27 protein-coding genes and 1 pseudogene are annotated in these 18,609 nt (G+C 43.2%); 12 read left to right on the forward strand and 16 right to left on the reverse strand.

The window, feature by feature from the left end; genetic code table 11:
- Nucleotides 1–88 precede the first annotated feature (88 nt).
- A complete protein-coding gene (locus tag L2703_RS13690; protein WP_248971644.1) occupies nt 89–634 on the forward strand; it encodes a hypothetical protein in 546 nt (181 codons plus the stop codon).
- A gap of 1,390 nt (nt 635–2,024) precedes the next feature.
- On the opposite strand, the pseudogene L2703_RS13695 reads toward L2703_RS13690, so the two are convergent.
- Nucleotides 2,025–4,214 (reverse strand): annotated as a pseudogene (locus tag L2703_RS13695) (S46 family peptidase); the annotation flags it as partial.
- Between the two features lie 129 nt (nt 4,215–4,343).
- On the opposite strand from L2703_RS13695, the gene dnaB reads away from it, so the two are divergent.
- Together dnaB and alr are read left to right on the forward strand one after the other, a co-directional pair.
- Nucleotides 4,344–5,750: a replicative DNA helicase gene (dnaB, locus tag L2703_RS13700; RefSeq protein ID WP_248971645.1), complete on the forward strand. Its 1,407-nt coding sequence runs from the start codon at nt 4,344–4,346 to the stop codon at nt 5,748–5,750.
- A gap of 123 nt (nt 5,751–5,873) precedes the next feature.
- Complete coding sequence (gene alr, locus L2703_RS13705) at nt 5,874–6,992, forward strand: alanine racemase (RefSeq protein ID WP_248971646.1); 1,119 nt, start codon at nt 5,874–5,876, stop codon at nt 6,990–6,992.
- 118 nt (nt 6,993–7,110) lie between these two features.
- On the opposite strand, the gene L2703_RS13710 is transcribed toward alr, so the two are convergent.
- Nucleotides 7,111–7,578: a chemotaxis protein CheX gene (locus L2703_RS13710; protein ID WP_248971647.1), complete on the reverse strand. Its 468-nt coding sequence runs from the start codon at nt 7,576–7,578 to the stop codon at nt 7,111–7,113.
- An 869-nt stretch (nt 7,579–8,447) separates the two neighbouring features.
- Between L2703_RS13710 and L2703_RS13715 the strand changes: the two genes are divergently transcribed.
- The gene (locus L2703_RS13715) at nt 8,448–8,741 is read left to right on the forward strand and encodes a hypothetical protein (RefSeq protein WP_248971648.1); all 294 of its coding nucleotides are present in this window, start codon (nt 8,448–8,450) and stop codon (nt 8,739–8,741) included.
- Nucleotides 8,742–8,748: 7 nt separating this feature from the next.
- Here L2703_RS13715 and L2703_RS13720 read toward each other — a convergent pair whose 3' ends face one another.
- From L2703_RS13720 to L2703_RS13775, 13 genes are read right to left on the reverse strand one after another with little or no spacing between them, the layout of a single operon-like run.
- The gene (locus L2703_RS13720; RefSeq protein ID WP_188923527.1) at nt 8,749–9,051 is read right to left on the reverse strand and encodes a hypothetical protein; all 303 of its coding nucleotides are present in this window, start codon (nt 9,049–9,051) and stop codon (nt 8,749–8,751) included.
- A complete protein-coding gene (locus tag L2703_RS19015; protein WP_283107887.1) occupies nt 9,051–9,176 on the reverse strand; it encodes a hypothetical protein in 126 nt (41 codons plus the stop codon). The genes L2703_RS13720 and L2703_RS19015 overlap by 1 nt, the downstream gene beginning before the upstream one ends.
- Nucleotides 9,177–9,184: 8 nt before the next feature.
- Nucleotides 9,185–10,615 carry a DNA cytosine methyltransferase gene (locus L2703_RS13725; RefSeq protein WP_248971649.1) on the reverse strand — a complete coding sequence of 477 codons (1,431 nt, stop codon included), beginning with the start codon at nt 10,613–10,615 and terminating at the stop codon, nt 9,185–9,187.
- Nucleotides 10,612–10,854: a hypothetical protein gene (locus L2703_RS13730; RefSeq protein ID WP_248971650.1), complete on the reverse strand. Its 243-nt coding sequence runs from the start codon at nt 10,852–10,854 to the stop codon at nt 10,612–10,614. The genes L2703_RS13725 and L2703_RS13730 overlap by 4 nt, the downstream gene beginning before the upstream one ends.
- Nucleotides 10,851–11,177: a hypothetical protein gene (locus L2703_RS13735; protein ID WP_248971651.1), complete on the reverse strand. Its 327-nt coding sequence runs from the start codon at nt 11,175–11,177 to the stop codon at nt 10,851–10,853. Before L2703_RS13735 ends, L2703_RS13730 begins: the two co-directional genes overlap by 4 nt.
- Nucleotides 11,178–11,441, reverse strand: a complete 264-nt coding sequence (locus tag L2703_RS13740) for an adhesin biosynthesis transcription regulatory family protein (RefSeq protein WP_248971652.1) — start codon at nt 11,439–11,441, stop codon at nt 11,178–11,180.
- Nucleotides 11,438–12,043, reverse strand: coding sequence for a hypothetical protein (locus L2703_RS13745; protein ID WP_248971653.1), 606 nt, complete (start codon nt 12,041–12,043; stop codon nt 11,438–11,440). The genes L2703_RS13740 and L2703_RS13745 overlap by 4 nt, the downstream gene beginning before the upstream one ends.
- The gene (locus L2703_RS13750) at nt 12,040–12,417 is read right to left on the reverse strand and encodes a hypothetical protein (RefSeq protein ID WP_248971654.1); all 378 of its coding nucleotides are present in this window, start codon (nt 12,415–12,417) and stop codon (nt 12,040–12,042) included. Before L2703_RS13750 ends, L2703_RS13745 begins: the two co-directional genes overlap by 4 nt.
- Nucleotides 12,414–12,812, reverse strand: coding sequence for a hypothetical protein (locus L2703_RS13755; RefSeq protein WP_248971655.1), 399 nt, complete (start codon nt 12,810–12,812; stop codon nt 12,414–12,416). Before L2703_RS13755 ends, L2703_RS13750 begins: the two co-directional genes overlap by 4 nt.
- A gap of 4 nt (nt 12,813–12,816) precedes the next feature.
- Nucleotides 12,817–12,987 (reverse strand): DUF1317 family protein, encoded by a 171-nt coding sequence (locus L2703_RS13760; protein WP_248971656.1) that lies wholly within the window; start codon nt 12,985–12,987, stop codon nt 12,817–12,819.
- 23 nt (nt 12,988–13,010) lie between these two features.
- Entirely contained in the window at nt 13,011–13,271 is a 261-nt protein-coding gene (locus L2703_RS13765; RefSeq protein WP_248971657.1) for a pyocin activator PrtN family protein, read from the reverse strand.
- Nucleotides 13,268–13,435, reverse strand: coding sequence for a hypothetical protein (locus L2703_RS13770; protein WP_248971658.1), 168 nt, complete (start codon nt 13,433–13,435; stop codon nt 13,268–13,270). The genes L2703_RS13765 and L2703_RS13770 overlap by 4 nt, the downstream gene beginning before the upstream one ends.
- Entirely contained in the window at nt 13,432–13,755 is a 324-nt protein-coding gene (locus L2703_RS13775; RefSeq protein WP_188923516.1) for a hypothetical protein, read from the reverse strand. The genes L2703_RS13770 and L2703_RS13775 overlap by 4 nt, the downstream gene beginning before the upstream one ends.
- A 151-nt stretch (nt 13,756–13,906) precedes the next feature.
- Here L2703_RS13775 and L2703_RS13780 point away from each other — a divergent pair, with 151 nt between their 5' ends.
- Entirely contained in the window at nt 13,907–14,323 is a 417-nt protein-coding gene (locus tag L2703_RS13780; protein WP_248971659.1) for a hypothetical protein, read from the forward strand.
- Nucleotides 14,324–14,359: 36 nt separating this feature from the next.
- On the opposite strand, the gene L2703_RS13785 is transcribed toward L2703_RS13780, so the two are convergent.
- Nucleotides 14,360–15,052 (reverse strand): XRE family transcriptional regulator, encoded by a 693-nt coding sequence (locus L2703_RS13785; protein ID WP_248971660.1) that lies wholly within the window; start codon nt 15,050–15,052, stop codon nt 14,360–14,362.
- Between the two features lie 117 nt (nt 15,053–15,169).
- Between L2703_RS13785 and L2703_RS13790 the strand changes: the two genes are divergently transcribed.
- The 7 genes from L2703_RS13790 to L2703_RS13820 all read left to right on the forward strand — a co-directional run bounded on the left by L2703_RS13790 (nt 15,170) and on the right by L2703_RS13820 (nt 18,609).
- Nucleotides 15,170–15,355, forward strand: coding sequence for a Cro/CI family transcriptional regulator (locus L2703_RS13790; protein WP_248971661.1), 186 nt, complete (start codon nt 15,170–15,172; stop codon nt 15,353–15,355).
- A gap of 26 nt (nt 15,356–15,381) precedes the next feature.
- Nucleotides 15,382–15,975: a toxin YdaT family protein gene (locus L2703_RS13795; RefSeq protein ID WP_188923512.1), complete on the forward strand. Its 594-nt coding sequence runs from the start codon at nt 15,382–15,384 to the stop codon at nt 15,973–15,975.
- Nucleotide 15,976: 1 nt separating this feature from the next.
- Nucleotides 15,977–16,180, forward strand: coding sequence for a DUF2116 family Zn-ribbon domain-containing protein (locus L2703_RS13800; RefSeq protein WP_188923511.1), 204 nt, complete (start codon nt 15,977–15,979; stop codon nt 16,178–16,180).
- A gap of 83 nt (nt 16,181–16,263) precedes the next feature.
- Nucleotides 16,264–16,674: a hypothetical protein gene (locus tag L2703_RS13805; protein ID WP_248971662.1), complete on the forward strand. Its 411-nt coding sequence runs from the start codon at nt 16,264–16,266 to the stop codon at nt 16,672–16,674.
- Between the two features lie 63 nt (nt 16,675–16,737).
- Nucleotides 16,738–17,655 carry a replication protein gene (locus L2703_RS13810; RefSeq protein ID WP_248971663.1) on the forward strand — a complete coding sequence of 306 codons (918 nt, stop codon included), beginning with the start codon at nt 16,738–16,740 and terminating at the stop codon, nt 17,653–17,655.
- Nucleotides 17,655–18,395, forward strand: a complete 741-nt coding sequence (locus tag L2703_RS13815) for an ATP-binding protein (RefSeq protein ID WP_248971664.1) — start codon at nt 17,655–17,657, stop codon at nt 18,393–18,395. The genes L2703_RS13810 and L2703_RS13815 overlap by 1 nt, the downstream gene beginning before the upstream one ends.
- A complete protein-coding gene (locus L2703_RS13820) occupies nt 18,388–18,609 on the forward strand; it encodes a hypothetical protein (RefSeq protein ID WP_188923507.1) in 222 nt (73 codons plus the stop codon). The genes L2703_RS13815 and L2703_RS13820 overlap by 8 nt, the downstream gene beginning before the upstream one ends.

The following is an 18,609-nucleotide window of genomic DNA, read 5'->3' on the forward strand; positions in this document are numbered from 1 at the left end:
ATTAACGTGTTAAAGGGATTGTGTTTTAGTCAATAGATTGTTAGATTCTCTTTTTTTTACATATTAGTAACATTCATAAAGGGATAAAATGAAAAAACTATTATTATCTATTATTTGCATCTCTGCACTGACAGGCTGTTCTACCTTTACTCCACCACGTTACTCCACCGATGCCGATAACACTGTCGCATTACGAAAAATAGAGTTAGGTGACATTGCCGTGGGTAATTTTGCCGATCCGGCAAAAATGAGTAATCAGTGTCGTGGCGCTGGCCCGATTGCACCGCCAGACAAAGTGACATTTGCTGAGTATATTCGCCAAGCGTTTGCAGATGAGTTAAAAGTTGCTGGTTTGTATCATGATGGCAGTACGCCACGGGTGACGTTAACTGGTACCTTGAACTCTTTAGTGTTTTCTTCTAGTAAAGGGTTAACGGGTGGAGAATGGAATATTGATTTAACATTGACGTCTTCAAATGGTGCCACGCTGAATATGGTTGAAGCGTATGAGTTTGAAAGCGGCTTTATTGCAGATACCGCTTGTAAACAAACAGCAGAGGCTTACATGGGAGCGGTGCAAAATTTGATTGGTAATATTGTGAAGTCAGATAAGTTTGTTGAGTTACTTAAGTAACCTGAGCTCGGGATAATAAATGCCTTTCAAACAGTCCTTTGCCCTGCTCACTGCGTTGAATCTACTTACAATAGGCTAGCTATTGACGCGTCAATTCGCCTTGTTAGCAGAACAAATGACAAGCTTGAAAGCGAGAGTGGGTAACATGTTGATTTTAAATGGTATAAGTTCATCCCTTATCCCGAGCTCAGGTTAAGTAATCTGGACTTGAGCAAAATATCGACGTTCAATCGCACGGCATTCCTCTAAGTTGTTGAGCTAGTTTAAAATTGGCTTAAAAGCGTTTGAGATTTAGCGATAATAAAGCAGTGAGTTAACATTAACTCACTGCTTTTTTGTTATTGATCGTTTGTGTTATCGCGTGTTGCTTTTGGCTCTATGCGCTTTTTGTTGCCGGTGGGTTACTCACCACCTCAGGTTGCGCTGTGGTTGCTGGTGCTGATGCCGGCTCAGTGTGTGGTGCAAGCTCTTGAATGGTTTCTTTATCTGTCTGTTTATCTGTTTTCTTGTCTGTTTTTTTATCTATGTCTTTGCCTACGTTTTTGTTAGCCTCGGGCGCCTCACTCGCTGTGGCTTTAGGCAAGGCGCTTGATACAGAAGGCTTTGTCACACTTTTTGTTGCCGGTGGGTTACTCACCGCCTCAGGTTGCACTGTGGTGGTAGGTGTTGATACTGGCTCAGCGTGTGGTGCAAGCTCTTGAATGGTTTCTTTATCTGTCTGTTTATCTGTTTTCTTGTCTGTTTTTTTATCTATGTCTTTGCCTGCGTTTTTGTTAGCCTCGGGCGCCTCACTTGATGTGGCTTGAGGCAAGGCGCTTGGTACAGAAGGCTTTGTCACACTTTTTGTTGCCGGTGGGTTACTCACCGCCTCAGGTCGCGCTTTGGTGGTAGGTGCTGATGCTGGCTCAGTTTGTTGCTCTTCAGAATCCACTTCAGCACTGGATTGAGGTAACGCGCTTGGTGCTGGCAGGGTGACAGTGCTTTCTTGCGCAGAGGTTGTGTTAATCATCACAGCAGGTTGTTTTATGATGGCAGGTACAGATTCTGGCTCAGCCTCTGACTCAACTTCTGCATCTGTCTCAGATTCAATCTCTAGATCTAGCTCTAGTTCAGAGGTTGCTTGAGGGGTAGGTTGCCGTTCAGTGCTTTCTTGGGCAGCGCTTACGTCTACCTCTTTTGCAATTTGCTCTGAAGTGACCGTTGCTGATTCTGGCTCAGCTTGTAGATTTAGTTCAGGGTTAACCTCTAAATCCATTTCAGAGCTTGCTTGAGGCAAACTAGCAGCTTCAGGCTGTTGCTCAGTGGTTGCTGGTGTTGATGTGGCCTCAATCACCTCGGCAGCGTGCTCTGGTGTTGCTACAGCTGGCGTTAACATGGGTGGAGCATCTGAGTTTCTTGTTAACGACAGTTCTTTAATTAAGTTATCTGCGTGATCAACTTTGTCCATCATCCATAAAATGTACCGAATATCGACGTGTACAGCACGGGTAATCGTTGGGTTAAAGAACCAGTCTTTAGTGATAGCTTCGTAAGTCGAGTCAAAGTTAAGGCCGACTAATTCTCCTCTTCCATTAAATACCGGCGAGCCAGAATTGCCACCCGTGGTGTCTGCGCTTGACAAAAAGTTAACCGGAACAGAATTAAAGTCTGCAGGTTTTTCCAAACACGACATAAATTGACAGTTGTTTAGATCTTTATATACCGATGCAACTCGATGTGAGCCTAGGTCACCAGATTTAATTGCTTTGAGCAATTTAGGTGGCACGTTGTAAGGTTCCTTACCCGTATGTTTAGCAAGAAGCCCTTCTAAGCGAGTAAACGGTTGTTTGTAGGTGGCATCTTTAGACAGATAGCCATCAACCATGCCGTAAGTAATGCGTAATGTGCGGTTTGCGTCTGGGTATACAGGCCAGTTGTTGGACTTGTAATAGTCAATGATCGCTTTCATGTATTCTGGGCGTGCAGATGACAGCTTGCCTTCGAGGATTTTTTCTTTTTTCTCTAGCGCCATATTGGTGTCATGTATTGCGACGGCTAAGCGAATAAATGGATCTTCACTGGTTTCAAACTCTAAGGCTGTTCTTTTCATCCACGCTAGACGTTTGGTTTGGTCTGTAAGCTCTGTTAATGCATATAAGGCTTCTACTTTAGCTTCTAAGGCTTCAAAGTTGTCGGTAATGCTTAATGCTTTATCAAATACTTTATTTCTTTGTTGTTGTCTTACATAAGCTTGTAAATCTTGTAACCAAAGTGTTTTATCCACTGTGGGATCAAAGCTGCTGTCAATTCGTCTTAGCGCTGCTTTAAACATTTTCATGTCACGTAATTGATAACCGGGCTCACGCTGATCGTTTGGTTTTTTTCTTTCTTTTGCTAAACGGTACAGTTTGCTGGCAGCATTGAGCAATTCACTTGATTGGGCATTTTTATAAAAATAGCTTTTTTGCATTTGCTGATGCTGCTCAGCGATCAGTGCTTCTAAATCGCTGATGATATTTTGATTGGCATCGGGATCTTGTTTCAGCCAGGCTAAAAAGTCATTTTCGCGCTGTTGTTTAATGCCTACAATGTCGGTGGCATTAAAGCCATCTAGTAAGCCGTTTAGCTTTTTCATGCGATTGGCCATAGAAGCCATGGTGCCGGCATATTTTAAGGCGATATCTTTATCAACCGCCCCCATAAAGTTCACGGTATCAATTTGTAATTGATAGCGTTTTGCAAACGTTGGGTAAATCCAGTCACTGGCAAATTGGAGCTCGCTGGTGAGATTGTAGCGGCTTGTTGAGCCCGGGTAGCCTGCAACAAAAATACCGTCTCCTGCTTTTACACCGTCAGCGTTGATTGATAAGTAACTTTTAGGCTGATATGGCACGTTGTCTTTATTAAAGGTGGCCGGCTTACCGTCTTTGCCTACGTAAGCCCGTAAAAAAGTAAAGTCACCGGAATGACGTGGATATTCATAGTTATCAATATCGCCACCAAATCCACCAATGGTTTCAGGTGGGGCATAAACTAAGCGAACGTCACGAATAATAAGTTTTTTGGTTAAGTAATATTCGAGGCCATGGTGAAAATCATCAACCTCGCAACGGTAGTTGGTGTCGATCTCACATTCTTTTACTAGGGCTTTACTGTTGGCTTGGATATTTTCAAAGCGGGCTAATGGATCATCGCTTAAATTGGCAAGCACTTTGTCAGTAACGTTGATGACTTCTTCAGTGATATATAAGCGTTCGTTAGGTCCGGCTGAGGGCTCGTCTTCCTGGGTATGTGCTAAAAAGCCATTAGCCAAATAATTGTGTTCTTTTTTGCTGTTATATTGAATACCGCGATAAGCGCAATGATGGTTTGTGACAACTAAGCCTTGGGGGGAAACAAAACTGGCGGTACAATACCCTAGGCTGACGACCGCATTCATTGGGTATTGCCCTAAATCGGCAAGTTGTTTTGCTGGAATATCAATGCCACGTTGTTGTAATTTGTCAGCAATAGACGGCATTTGATAGGGTTGCCACTGGCCTTCATCGGCATGGGTCAAACCAGATGTCAGCACTAATGCTGCAACAAGTGCAATACGCATTTTATTTCCTTTAGTTATAATTTATTGTCCGTTGACGACGCCGTCCCTTTGATTCTAATTGACATCAAGTTAAGCTAGCAACGGTGTTATACCATATTTTATTAAAGTCGTTGTAAGTTGGGAGTGTTAATGTCACAGCAAGGTGCTTTTAAAGCCAGAAACAGGCAAAAAGATGCAGAAGTGAATGCATTAAAATTGCCGCCCCATTCTATTGAAGCTGAGCAATCCGTTTTGGGTGGTTTAATGCTTGATGCTGAAGCGTGGGACCGTGTTTCTGAAGCGGTTGTGCCAGAAGATTTTTATTCTCGTTCACATCGAATGATTTTTAATGCGATGCAAAAGTTAATGGAGTCTGGTCAGCCGCTGGATTTGATTACGGTATCGGAACAGCTTGAAATTGAAGATCAATTAGAAGATGCAGGCGGCTTTGCCTATTTGGGTGAAATTGCTAAAAATACCCCAAGTGCCGGTAATATTTTATCTTATGCTGACATTGTGCGCGAACGTGCGGTTGTTCGTGACATGATTGGTGTTGCCCATGAAATTGCTGATGCAGGTTATAACCCTGAAGGCCGCGATTCCAGTGCGTTACTTGATTTAGCTGAAACCAAGGTGTTTAAAATTGCTGAGATGCGTGCTAACGCCAATGAAGGCCCTGAAAACATCAAAAGCATTCTTGAAAAAACCGTTGATAAAATCGAGCAGCTTTATAATAACCCTCATAATGGTGTGACAGGTGTATCAAGTGGTTTTAACGATTTAGATAAAATGACTGCTGGTTTTCAGCCCGGCGACTTAATCATTGTGGCTGCTCGTCCTTCTATGGGTAAAACCACCTTTGCGATGAACTTGTGCGAACAAGCAGCCATGAATGAAGATAAGCCGGTGCTTATTTTCAGTCTAGAGATGCCGTCAGAACAAATTATGATGCGTATGCTGGCCTCCCTTGGCCGAGTGGATCAAACTAAAATCCGTACAGGTCAATTAGATGACGAGGATTGGGCACGCGTGTCATCAACCATGGGTATTATGCTTGAGCAAGGCAAAATGTATATTGATGATGGCTCTGGCTTAACCCCGACCGAAGTGCGTAGCCGAGCTAGACGTATTGCCCGTGAGCATGGTGGCTTGTCGATGATCATGATCGACTATTTACAGTTAATGCAGGTACCTTCGTTAAAAGATAACCGTACCTTAGAAATTTCAGAAATCTCGCGCTCACTCAAAGCGTTAGCAAAAGAGCTGGAAATCCCGGTAATTGCATTATCACAGCTTAACCGCTCGCTAGAGCAACGTGCGGATAAACGCCCTGTTAACTCAGACTTACGTGAATCGGGCGCGATTGAGCAGGATGCTGACTTAATTATGTTTATTTATCGCGATGAGGTGTATAACGACAACTCTGAAGATAAAGGTACGGCTGAAATTATTATTGGTAAACAACGTAACGGCCCAATTGGGCGTGTGCGTTTGGTTTTCCAGGGGCAATTCTCACGGTTTGATAATTATGCTGGCCCACAGTTCGAAGAAGATTAATTATTGATTATTATATATTTAACTTCACTTGGCGGTTATTTATGATCCGCTACTGACGAGATAATATTTTGGTTTTACCCGTAACAGTGCGTCATGTTTTTATTGTTAAATTAAGGCAGTCTATTGAAACCGTTTCCTCGTGCAGAAATCAGCCGTTGCGCATTACAAAGTAACTTAGCGCAACTGCGTCTAATTGCGCCTAAAAGTAAAATTATGGCGGTTGTTAAAGCCAATGGTTATGGCCATGGTTTGCTCAATGTGGCCGAAAGTGTAGGTGTATTGAATGTTGCTGAAAGCGTTGGCAAATATCATGGTGGTGCTGATGGTTTTGGTTTAGCAAGACTTGAAGAAGCATTACAACTTCGTGCTGGCGGGGTGGAAGGTAAGTTATTATTGTTGGAAGGTTTTTTTCGTCAATCGGACTTACCGACGCTGGTGACTCACAATATTGATACCGTTGTGCATCATGAGTCGCAATTGCAAATGTTAGAAACCATCAAGCTTGATAAGCCCGTGACTGTGTGGATAAAAATTGATACAGGCATGCACCGTATTGGGTTTAGTTTGGCGCAATTTCCTGGTGTTTATGAGCGTTTATTACATTGCCCGCAAGTCGCCAAGCCTATTCATTTGATGACGCATTTTGCCTGTGCAGATGAGCCAGATAATAAAATGACTCAATCCCAAATGGATGCTTTTGAGCGTATGATTAGTGGTCTTGATGGTGATCGCACTCTAGCCAATTCTGCGGGCACGTTATTCTGGCCATCGAGCCAGTCAGATTGGATAAGACCTGGCATTGCGCTTTATGGTGTCTCACCCGTGGTGGGAGACAGGGGTGTGAATCATCGCCTTATTCCAGCCATGGAATTAGTGTCTAATCTCATTGCTGTGCGCGAGCATAAAGCTGGTGATAGTGTGGGATACGGAGCATTTTGGACTGCCAAAAAAGATACCCGTTTAGGCGTCGTAGCCATTGGCTATGGTGACGGCTACCCGCGAAATGCACCAGAAGGCACCCCAGTGTGGATTAACGGACGCCGTGTTCCCATTGTGGGCCGCGTGTCGATGGATATGCTAACCGTAGATCTTGGCGCTGACGCTCAAGACAAAGTTGGTGACAGTGTTCAGTTGTGGGGGAAAGCATTAGCAGTAGAAGAAGTGGCTGAGCATATTGGCACTATCGCTTATGAGTTAGTGACTAAGCTAACCCCAAGAGTGTTGGTAGAGTTACTCGATTAATCGATAGTTAGCCTAACACATCATAGGATGGCCGATTTATTCGTCGCAAATTGGCCATATATGCTGCAACATCAATGGATGTGTTTCATTAAATGCTTTATCTCATCTGCAGGTACGATTAAGCATCTTCAAAACAAATTTCGATAAAGGCGTTTCCTAATTCATGGGTAAACGGCATCATGATTTTCTTTCCACGAGCTTTATGAGAAATCGTGTGATTTTTTCCTGACACCACAGCCGGGGTCGCCATATCAAAATCATAGCCTTTATCGCTGAGTAAATTTTTAGCCCCTCCAGTGACCATGTTGGTTATTTCACCCACCAGATCGGTGACTTCATCATTAATCACCCCAGGGTTTTCGCCTAACATCTTATTCATTATTTCAAGGATAAGAGGCTGTTCAAACGTGATGGATAGTGACCCCCGAGTTTTAGGGCCAACCATGCCAATTAAACCGGAAACATCACCTTTGGCCAAATCATGATTTTTTAGTTGCGGTTTACCAGGCTTCAAATCCATAGTTGCCATTGTTGATATCACATTGATTAAAGACACAAGAAATGGATTGATGAATTCAACGTTCATAAACAAAGAAATCCTTTTATAGACAAAATAGGCGATATACAGCTGTCTTAATCAGTATACATTGGTCATCAAAGATAACCTAGTGAGCACGAGTGTAGACTATATCAGTTACAACAAATACCAGTTTAAGCTTAGAACACATAAATGAAATTGAAAGCGATAGTGTTTGCACAATTTAGTGCGCAGATAGTTACTAAGTGTCATAAAAGGCTCATATTCTCCTTATCATTAGTAAAATAGTGAATTGGTTAGTGATATAATCGATGGCAATTAACTTAAGCAGGCTGAGGCATTGGCAGATTGTTTTTTCTACAATGATTAAGTATGAATTTTAGAGTGAATGACAGACCCTAGAAGCCTTAGTATTAATACCGTACATATGAGTATAAATAATTCAGTGAATACAACGCCTAAGACAGACACTTCAATAGATACCCTTGACCGCACCTTTTCCATTGCGCCCATGCTGGATTGGAGCTGTTGTAACGTAAGCTGCTGATATTAAAGCGGTCGCATTATTTCTGGTTCCCCATAGGTTCCCCGTTGTTTTTTCTTGTCTTCATGGTTCCCCAATATTACTAAAATATTATTCAGCATAGATAAATCTTAATTTCTTATACAAACATCTAGATTTTATTAATAATTACAAATGAGAGCACCCGTACAATGTGCAAGTATTCTCTTTTTTATCAGTATGTTACGGTGTTTTTTGTGCTTGCAGGAATTAAATGAAACAGTTAAATTGGATAAAGTTTAGATTCATAACCTTGCGGTTAACAAAAGGTAGTGTATTTTAAAAAACTAAGCACCGGCTGCTTGCGACAACCGGTGCTTGGAAAACAACCTATTTTTGGGAGAGGGTATTTTCAATGATTAGTTTAGAACAATTGACAGGCATTAGGCAAATTGAGCGTTTATTACCATTTTTAAAATTTTATGAACGTGGATTTTCTGGGTGGAGTTTGCCCGATGCTGATAACTATCACAGTGCTGAACATGTGGGCAGGTTAATGGGGGAGCGTTATGTTGGGGTTGTTAAACACCATCCAGATTTGGCTGTGCAGTTGAGTGATATATTGCTGGCGATAAATTTAGATGAGCCAAATAATTTGGGTTATTTTATCGGATTTGCTCGTTCGATTGACAAGCAAATCCGCGCGTGAAAACCATTTAAACCAATTGTTGAGGTTTATGCATTAACGATAATGCAAGCGTTGATACCCGGCACTCGCGCAGCTCTTGCATGTCGTATGCGCTCAGCGCATTGTTAGCCGCTTTTTGTCTTAATGTGTGAGCAGCTTTTGAAGTTGCTTCTGTTCTGCTTCTGGCCATGCCATGTTCACGTAGGTATTTTTTTACCTGGTATTGGCTAAGGCCTAGTTGAGCGGCAACCTGATCGCCGCTCATGTGCTGTTTGACGTAGTAATACTCGATTAAATCCGAATTTTGCGCTACTGCGTTGGTTGCATTCATTATTTGCCTTCCTTTGCTAGTTTTTCTGCTAGCGTTTTCATGTATTGTTGGCATGAACCGACTTGGTCGCGGGGCAGTGCGTACCATTGGCGTAACGCTTTTTTGATTGCTTCTGACTGTTTCATATAACCCCCTATGCTGCTTTTGCAATTTGTTTGGATTGACCTGGCAAGTTAGCTTTTACCAGTGCTTCCGATAGTTGCGGTGGTACACTGTTGCCAACCCGTGCGACTTGCTGTTTTTTGGTCGATTTACCGTTGTAATCGCTAATGATGTAATCTGAACTAAAGCCCTGACAGGCAAACAGCTCATGTGGCTCAAGCATACGCAAGCCAATATCAACAATTTGGTATGACTCACCCTTGATAGTTACTAAGCCAAAACGGTCATTGGTGGTAATGGTGTGCAGAGGTTCGTTACAAGCCACTCCGTCTTGCTCATTACCGTAGTATTTGATGAAGAACGCCCGTACTTCGCCAAGGTGTAAACCGCCTGCGGTGATGGTGTGAGCAGGTTCAGTCATTTCAAAACCGATGTTAGTGCCGCGCATCTTAACCATGTGGCTTGTTACCAGTGCAAAGTGACCACCTTTGACTTCTGCGCAAATAGTTCTTAATGGTTCATTTGCAGGCATGTTGCGTTGGGCACTGGCGTTAGCGCATTCTGTTACGAATGGCGTAATAGTTACTTGTGCCGGTGCAATAAACGGATTAGCTGAGTCAATAACAAACTTTTGAATGCCTTTTGCGATTCGCTTCATTGTGTTTTCGGCTAACGGGCGTTTACGGCCAAATATTGATTTACAGGGTATTGACCAATCGATACATTCTGCCGCCGTTCGCCAAGGCTTTAATCTACCTGATTTAACCTCTTCACTATCTGGCGCCCCATGTGTTGGTTGTGGCCAAACTATTGGCTGATTATCGCAACGGGCAATCATAAAGAATCGTTTGCGAATAGTTGGCGAGCCAAAATCGCATGCTCGCATTTCACGCCATTCGACTTTATAGCCAAGTCCTTTAATTAGTTTGGCAGTATCTAGTAGGCCAAGTGTGTCAACGCATTCGGTGAGTGCAGGGTGGTCTGCATCTATTCCATCGCTAAGCATCTTTACAAAAGCATCAAATGTTTCACCTTTGCGGTCTGGGCAAGGTCGCATTGACTCGGTTGCCAGGCACTCAATTACTGGCCCCCACGTTTTAAATTCCTCTACGTTTTCAAGCATGATTATTTTTGGGCGCACTTTCATTGCCCAGCGAATAGCTACCCAAGCAAGGCCACGGATCTCTTTGTTAACTGGCTTACTGCCTTTTGCTTTTGAAAAGTGCTTGCAGTCTGGTGAGAACCACGCTAAATCAACTGGCTTACCTGCAGTTGCTTGCAATGGGTCGATATCAAATACTGACTCGCAATAATGTAATGTTTCTGGGTGATTGGCTTTGTGCATGGCAATAGCATCAGGATCATGATTGATTGCAATATCAACACTGCGCCCTATTGCCCAAGCGATACCGGTACTCGCACCGCCCCCGCCAGCGAAATTATCAATGATTAATCCATTCATGCTGCGTACCCTTGTAGTCGTAATTTCGAATCGGCAGTGCTGGCAAATAGTTCTGCATCTGCTTGGGTAAAGTCGCTCACTTCAATAGCGTTGAACGTTTTGCACATTCCCCAACCGTTGTAGTTGTTTGGTTTGTAAGTGACTTCTACTTGTTGCTGTTCGTGTATTAGTGTGAAGAACGGCCTTGATAGCGTGACAACACCTTGTTTGGTGCTGAATGTTTTGGTTACCTTATTCATGCTGCACCGCCAATTAATTCTTCAATATCTATTTGGGTGCCCATAACCTGAGCGTTACTGTTTGTTACTAGTATTTTGTAAGCGCGTTGGTCATGAGCGCTTAATCTTATTTTGTGGTACTTGTAAGAATGAATAATTGTTCTTGCTATGCCTTTAGCAAAATTAACTAACCCATTACCGAGAGATTGCCAGTAAAGACAGTCAAGCGCCCCTAGTGCTATCGCTGTTTTTATAGGGTCACCCATTTTTAATGCACAAATTAGGTCAATTTTTTGATTGCGATAATGTCCAATCAGGTGTTTAAACGCTGCATTAGTTTTCATTTATGCCACCTTGTTTGGTTTGAATTTGGCCCAGTCGATTTCTTTGATTTGTTCGACGGTGAACGCGACTTGTTCTAATCGCGCAATTGCGCGTGATAAGTTACTTTTTTTAATACTGTTACGGATTGCTGCAACGGCATCTGGATGGCCTATGACGAAGTGGTCGTTAAGGGCCGCGATGATGTCAGGCGATTCGATGTTGGTGAGTTGCAGTAGCAGCTGCAGGCGTTCGGCCGACTCGCCGCCTTGGATTAGGTATTTCATGCTGCACCGCCATTGGCTTTCTCTGCATCTTCACCAGTCCACGGTTTCGTCTCATAGTTGTAACTATCTTTTACGTGGTTTCTTGCTGTTTGATATAAGTCATAAACGGTTAATTTTGATGGAACAAATCCAGCGAGATAAGCGCCTCTAGCGTGGCCTGCAAAGTCCATTACGGCTTTAGCGCGAATATCATTTATTGATTTTGAGTAACGATGTTCAGATTCGTGCTGCTCTGATAACCACAAAACATCACTGTCTGCTATGGTGAAGCTATCAAAGCTATCCTCACGTGCATCCTTTGCACATGCGAGATAACCGTCATAAAAGCCATCCCCAACAGCATCAACGATCTGAGCCTTTAATTCTTCAATCTGTGCAGTAAGTTGGGAAATATGCTCTTGGCTTGCTTTCAGTTTTGCCATCGCACTAACATTGTTTTCATGTAGTTCGGTGAATACCTCGTTAATTTGCTTGGTACTCATATCCTCTATGGCTGCAAAGGTAAGAAATTGCTGAATATTTGCAGGTTTCAATTGCGCTTCTAGGGCTTCGATTTTAGCTAGGTTTTTGTCGTTCTCTGCCAATAGTTCTACATAGTTCATATATCACCGCCTTGCTCACTTGTAACTAATGCCTGAGCTTTATTCCATACCACCATTGCCTGAGCTTTATTCCATATCACCATAAAAGCCTTAATCGAATCTTCCGGCTCATCTTCGCAAAGCCATGTAGCGATAAGCTCGCCATTAGCGCAAATTTCTAGCAATTCCTCATCAGGCAAATACTCCCAAGCTATCTTATTGCCATAGCTATCGATGGCTAAACCTTGGTTATTTTCAGCTTCAATTGCATCGTGGCATGACTCGCAAACCAGTGATTTAAATTCGTTGGGATGGCTAACCATGTCGTGCAAATCAACAACAACTCCACAACGAGGGCATGGTGTTGGCATATCCATTTCGAAAGAATAACTCATGCTAAATCCTCCAAACCTAACCCAAGTTCACGTGCCAGTTTGATATCTTCTGCTTTGCGGCGCGCTGCTGCTTTCGCTTTTGCCTGGTCGCTAATGGCCTTGTTGATGGCTTTGCGGTCTTTGTATTCATCACCATCATTAATGACACCGTTAAAACCATTGCGGCCTTTTAGTGGGCCTTGCCATTCAATATCGCCTTTTGTCACAGGCTTTGGCTGTGCGATTGCCTTTGGTGCTGGTGCTATTGGCTGTGGTTTTTTATCGCTGGTGACTTTCATCACTGCAGGTTTTTGGCGTTTTGGCTGATAGTTGCCGCGCTTTTGCTCGAGGATCCGTTCACGGTTCGCCTGGTAATACGCTCTTGCTGCAATTTGTTTTGGTGTTAGTTGGTTCATATCATCACCGCTTGCATGTTAGTCTGTGGATGCCTTTCGCTGCGCGAATGGCTTCTGCGGGGTTTTCGGTGTATTTACCACCCGGTAACATCCAGCCCATTTTATGGGCGACAATTACACCTGTACCTATGCGTATGTCATTGCGGTGCGGGGTAGGTAGTTGATTGTTTGTCATGATTGCCTCCTGTGCTGAACTGTTTACGCCGCTTTTGGGCTGTGAATGTGGTCTTTTTTGGCCTGTTCGCGTAACTGGTCTAGATATTCTGCTAGGTCTGTTACGTTGATCATCCAAGTCGATTTATTGCTTTGCCCTGCTCTAAATGCAGGTATTGGCAACTTTCCTGATTTGGCATAACGAATTGCCACACTTGCTGATAGGCCAAAATATTCGTCGCAAATGTCCGTGATGGGGATCACGGCTTTGTTGAATTGCGCCATGAGTAAAAATGCAGTGTTCATTGGGTTTCCTTGGCATCTTGCTCGATGCGGGCTTGTATCTGTTTTTTGACGCGTTGCCAGCCTCTGATTAGACGTTTTAGGCATGGCGCTTCGCTTGGCCATGTGCGTAACATGTCTTCGCACTTGGCTATTTCACGGTCGCAATATTCGGTTGCAGCGCTCATATGCTTGCCCTTAGTTGAAACACCGTGCCGCTTTGGTGAAGTGGCGTGTTGCGCCATAGGGTGATGCGGCCTGTGTTGTAGTTGTAACGCATGGCCAGTTCGCTGCCGATTTCGCCTGCTCGGTTTTCAAACATTTTGGTAAACAGTTGGCTTGGGTTGCATGCCATGAGTTGGCGCTCAAGCTTTTCGATACGCTGTTGTACTCGCTCGCATTCCATTGGGTCTTGTTTGGTGGTGAGTAAACAGGCAAAACGAATGCTGACCAGGTGGAAGTGCTCGGCGCGTTCTTTGTCTGTTTTTGGTGTGTTAGTCAGTATCATTTTGCCGTCCTCGGTTAATTGGGTACGGCTTGAATATAACTTTGGTTAATTAATCCGTCAATAACTTTGGTTAATTATTTTTTGAGTTTTGCTTTTTAATGATCTGCATTTGGGTTGGTGGTATAAATAACAACTTAACTAAGGAGGGTTTATGAAGCATGTTTTTAAGGTGGTACTGCTAGTGTATTTAGCGCTATCCATTGATAGTAACGCTGAAATTTACAAGTGTGATGATGAAGGTAAGCTTGTGATGCAGGATATGCCATGCCCTGAAGGTGTAAACCAAAATACCGTGGATGTAGTCATACAAAATGATACTTCAAAAAAATATAAGAAGTATGAGCCAGAACCTTATGATCCAAGTGAATTTAATGATTGGGAAAATAACCTTATAGAGAATAAGAAAGTAGCCGTAGGGATGACGGTTAGGGCCTTGCACTTTAGTTGGGGTTATCCAAGAAGAATAAATCGCTCTGCTTATGGGCCTGAGCAATGGGTGTTTGGTGAAGGGGGGTATATGCGGTTTGCTTATGTTAGAGATGGGGTTGTTGTTAACTGGCAGGATTAGATTTAACTGTTGGTCTATTAAACTAACCCTGCTAATTTAAAGCAATACCGAATACCAAAACACTTTACCTATTACGGTGATTTGTTTTAGGTCGTCACCTTCGTAGCGTTCGTCTGGCCATTCGTCTAGATTGAAGCTACGAAGGCGCAATCCGCCCCCTGGTAACTTGTAGAGTGTTTTAATGCGTAACATGCCATCGTGATTGATTGCGTACATTTTGCCATCAATCACGTTAGTTTGTGAGGTGTCTACGCCCACGGTTGAACCATTCGGTAATACGGGTTCCATGCTGTTACCACTAACGCGAACACACGCGGCATTTGTTGGGTCTACGTTTGATTTACGTAATGTGGATTTTGCAAAGCGTAATTTTGGCCCGTAATAATGCGGCATTTCCGATACGCCGTGTCCTGCGGCTAATTCTACTTCCATGTAAAAAGGGATCTCTACTTCATCATCATTGAGTGGGGTGCTGCTATCCCACGTTTCCATTGGGCCAGCCCATTCGGCGTTGGCGTCTACTTTAGCTCTTACCTTTCCTGTAATTAACTCTTCCGCCGTTGTACCTAACACATTCGCGATAGCCACTAATTTAGATGACTCTTTTGCTTTACCTGAAATGAGTTTATGCACCATCACTTGGGAGATGTTGGCGCGTTCGGCTAATTCCTTCTGAGTTAAGCCAGAAGCCTTTAGCTTTTCTTGGAGGTTTTGGGCGAGTGTTTTCATAAGTTAATTATATTACCTAGGTTATAAAACAGGTACTAACTAAAGTTATTTTTATTTGTTGCGGTTAATTAACTTTGGTTATATTATGTTTACTGTTAATTATTCATTGGAGTTCTTATGAAGACAGCTGATGTTATTGCGCACTTTGGAGGTCAGGGCCGTTTAGCTAAGGCGCTTGATGTTTCACAGCCTGCAATTTCAAAGTGGGGGGATACAGTCCCACTACTTAGAGCTTATCAAATTCAAGTGATCACGAACGGGAAACTCAAAGTTAGCAACCCGCAGATCAAGCAAGCAGTTTAATTTTAGTCGTTCGCAGGGAGAAAAGCATGAAACAAGTATCACGTTTAACTTTATTGATGAAAGCCATTAACAAGTGGCTTGAACTACCTAAAGTGAGCCGTTCGGCATTGGCCACAGCGGTAGTTCAGGCGGTTGATGATTTAAAGATGGTGAGCGTATTAGCTAAAGAGGGCATTTCGTTTACGTATTCTGACGATATTTACAATGATTCGCGGGTTAATGCACAAAAGATTTTTAGATGGCTTGGGCAGTACGCTGACCAGCATGCCGTGCCTGAACGCTTGTTTTATGTTGAGCAGGCAATATTGGCTGCAATGCCAATTGAATTACGCATTGGTTATTTAAACGATGTTTACAACATGGTTGGCGTAACGGTGGTGGTTGATCATGTTGGTGATGGTATGTCGTTAAGCACGAGTGACATGGCCGCGACGTTAACAAAAGAGAACAGCGAAGCGCAAATTGCGGTAATCCGTTTGGGTTTGGCGCCGTCGCGTCATGATGTTGAGCAGGCCTATCGTGAGTTGCGTGAATCGCGCGGCATGACTCAAGCGGCGATGGATGCGTTTGAGCGCAACTACCCGTATTTAGTTGAAAAGCCTCTTAAGTCGGTTGGTTAGTATGGCTGATAACGTTGATGATGCAAATGATATGGCTGAACTGCATTTAGCTGCAGTGTTGGCTAAAGCCAAACCGAGCCTACCACCATTAACCGGGCATTGTTTTTATTGCCACGCTGCCACACCAGAGCGTTTTTGTGATGCAGATTGCCGTGATGATTTTGAACGTGACCAACGCAGAACATTAATGCGAAAGCGGGGTTGATATGTGGTTTTTAATTTTAGGTTGGCTGAGTTTTGCAGTGATTTTAACTGCTGGTTTTTGTTTGATGTTTAAAGGGGCGGGTGATGACTCAGTTAAGTGATAACAACAAACTGATTAACGATGTGCATGTGTTGTTTTTAGATGCCCCAAGTGATGCCGATGCTGTTGCAGAAATCCGAAACATTGACACGATTTGGTATAAAGAAATCACACCCGTGTCATGTAAATATTTACTGGAAAGTGAGCGGAATGCCGGAGTGACGGATTGGACGCTCACTATGCAGCCACCTGCGCATGAGCCGCTAGTTTATCGACCCGTTGACGTGGTTGAGTCACCCGAAGAACGCGAGTATTTCGAAAAGCTAGAGCGTGAGCAGCAAATTGATGCTATGGCCGCAGTGATAAGAACGAGCCCGACTAACAGCGCAACAGGTATTGCCCATTTGTTGGTTGAGGCTGGTTGCACGATAGATACAACGCGAATTAGAAAATAAGAAACCCCGCTTAAGTTTGGCGACCTGAGCACGGGGTTAATACCTACGAAGAGAGGTCTGAGGATGTTACAAAAATATATAGATAACGTCAATGATGGCGAAAATAGCAACATTGTGCCGTTTAGGTCTGTTGATTGTGTTGTTGGTACCAGTAAGCAGGGGGCTATTGTGAAGGCTGATTTAGATGATGGTTACTTAAGGTTGTCTAATACGCTTGTTGATGCCCTTTGCTTAACCAAGCTTAGCGATAGAGAAAGCCGAGTTTTGTTTTCAGTCATGCGTCGTACATACGGCTTTGGTAAGCATGTTGATTGGATATCTTATAGCCAAATTGAGGAAATGACTTCGATTGACTCTAACAATGTGTCACGTGTTGTTGGTGCATTAATAAAGCGAAATATTCTGTTAAAAGAAGGCAAAAAAATAGGTGTTAACTCTGTGGTTTCTGACTGGTTAGACAAACCGATAATTAATAAAACTGTCAGTTTAGACAGTAAAAACTCACTGTCTAAACTGGCAGTAAAACCTGTCAGTTTAGACTCTGACACTGTCAGTTTAGACAGTAAAACCTGTCAGTCTAGACCCCCACAAAAGAAAGACATTAATACAAAAGAAAGACAAAAAGATATATGTGCTAAATCTGCGTTTAATGCGTTTTTTAAACAATACCCAAATCACAGGAAGGGCGGTTCGGATTCAGCAGCTTGGGCGGCATGGAAATCTGAAAAACTGACAGAGCAAGATTGTGAGGCTGCAATCGATTGGTTGGTTCACGCTGCACAGCGAGACGCCAGTTGGGGCGTTAGTGCTAATGGGCAGTTTGTTCTGGGTGTCACTAAATTTATTCGAAATAAAACATGGCTAACCCCGCTGCCTACACCCACGACTAACAACCCACGAAAAAGCTTACAGATCCCTGTTTTTAATGAACAGACAAACGAGTATTCCGACTATGCCGACGATTTTAACATGGAGATTTAATGATGCTAACCATGAACTCTGAATTATCAAAACTGTTGACCCGTTTAAACGCTCCTGTTGGTGTGAAGCCGGCGACTCGAGAGCATATTGCTGAGTTAAAAAGAAAGTCAGAAGCTGCGGCTTATAAGGATCATGTTGCGAGAAAAAACAAAAAACTGATGGATTTAACAGGTTTGAATACACATTTTTTATCTTGTCGCTTTGATAATTACATTTGTGAGCGTAAAGACCAGTTTGATGCAGTTGAAAAGGCAAAGAAGTATTGTGAAAAATTTAGCGAATACTCAGCGCTGGCGAAAGGCTTTTTGTTTAGTGGGACCAGTGGCACAGGCAAAAATCATTTAGCGAGCGCCATGGTGAATGAACTTGTTGAAAAAAATCATTTTGTTGTGTTGTTAAGCGTGATGGATTTATTAGCTCGAGTGCGTGAAAGCTATAAAGACCCGTCGATTTCAGAAGATAAATTAATAAATGATTTTTTAAGGCCTGATTTATTGATTATTGACGAGCTTGGATTGCAGCGTGGCAGTGTTGACGAAGTGTTATGGCTCACTCGAATTATTGATAAGCGGCTATATGCCAAGAAGCCGACTTCGTTTATCACCAATCTTAAAAAGTCAGAATTACAGGAATTACTAGGCGAACGTGCCTATGGCCGTGTTTTGGAGTCAGTGGGTTTGGGCGTGCTTTTTAGTTGGCCAAGCTATCGCGGTAAGCGAACTGGAGGTTCTAATGAGTAATAAGCCATTAACCCAAAAAGAGCGTTTGTGTCGTGTGTTGAGTCAAGGCCGTTTTTTAACCCTGTACGAGATTCAGCAAGAGTGTTTTGAGCGCTTTGGTGTGCATGATAGCGAGTGTGCGTTAAGTGCTAGATGGCGCGAGTTGCCTGTTTCGGTTAAGCAAAAACGCCGCCGTGATAAGTGCCAGGCGTGGGAATACAGGTTGGTGGCATGA

It is taken from the genome of Shewanella basaltis (assembly GCF_023283885.1).
Taxonomy (GTDB): domain Bacteria; phylum Pseudomonadota; class Gammaproteobacteria; order Enterobacterales; family Shewanellaceae; genus Shewanella; species Shewanella basaltis.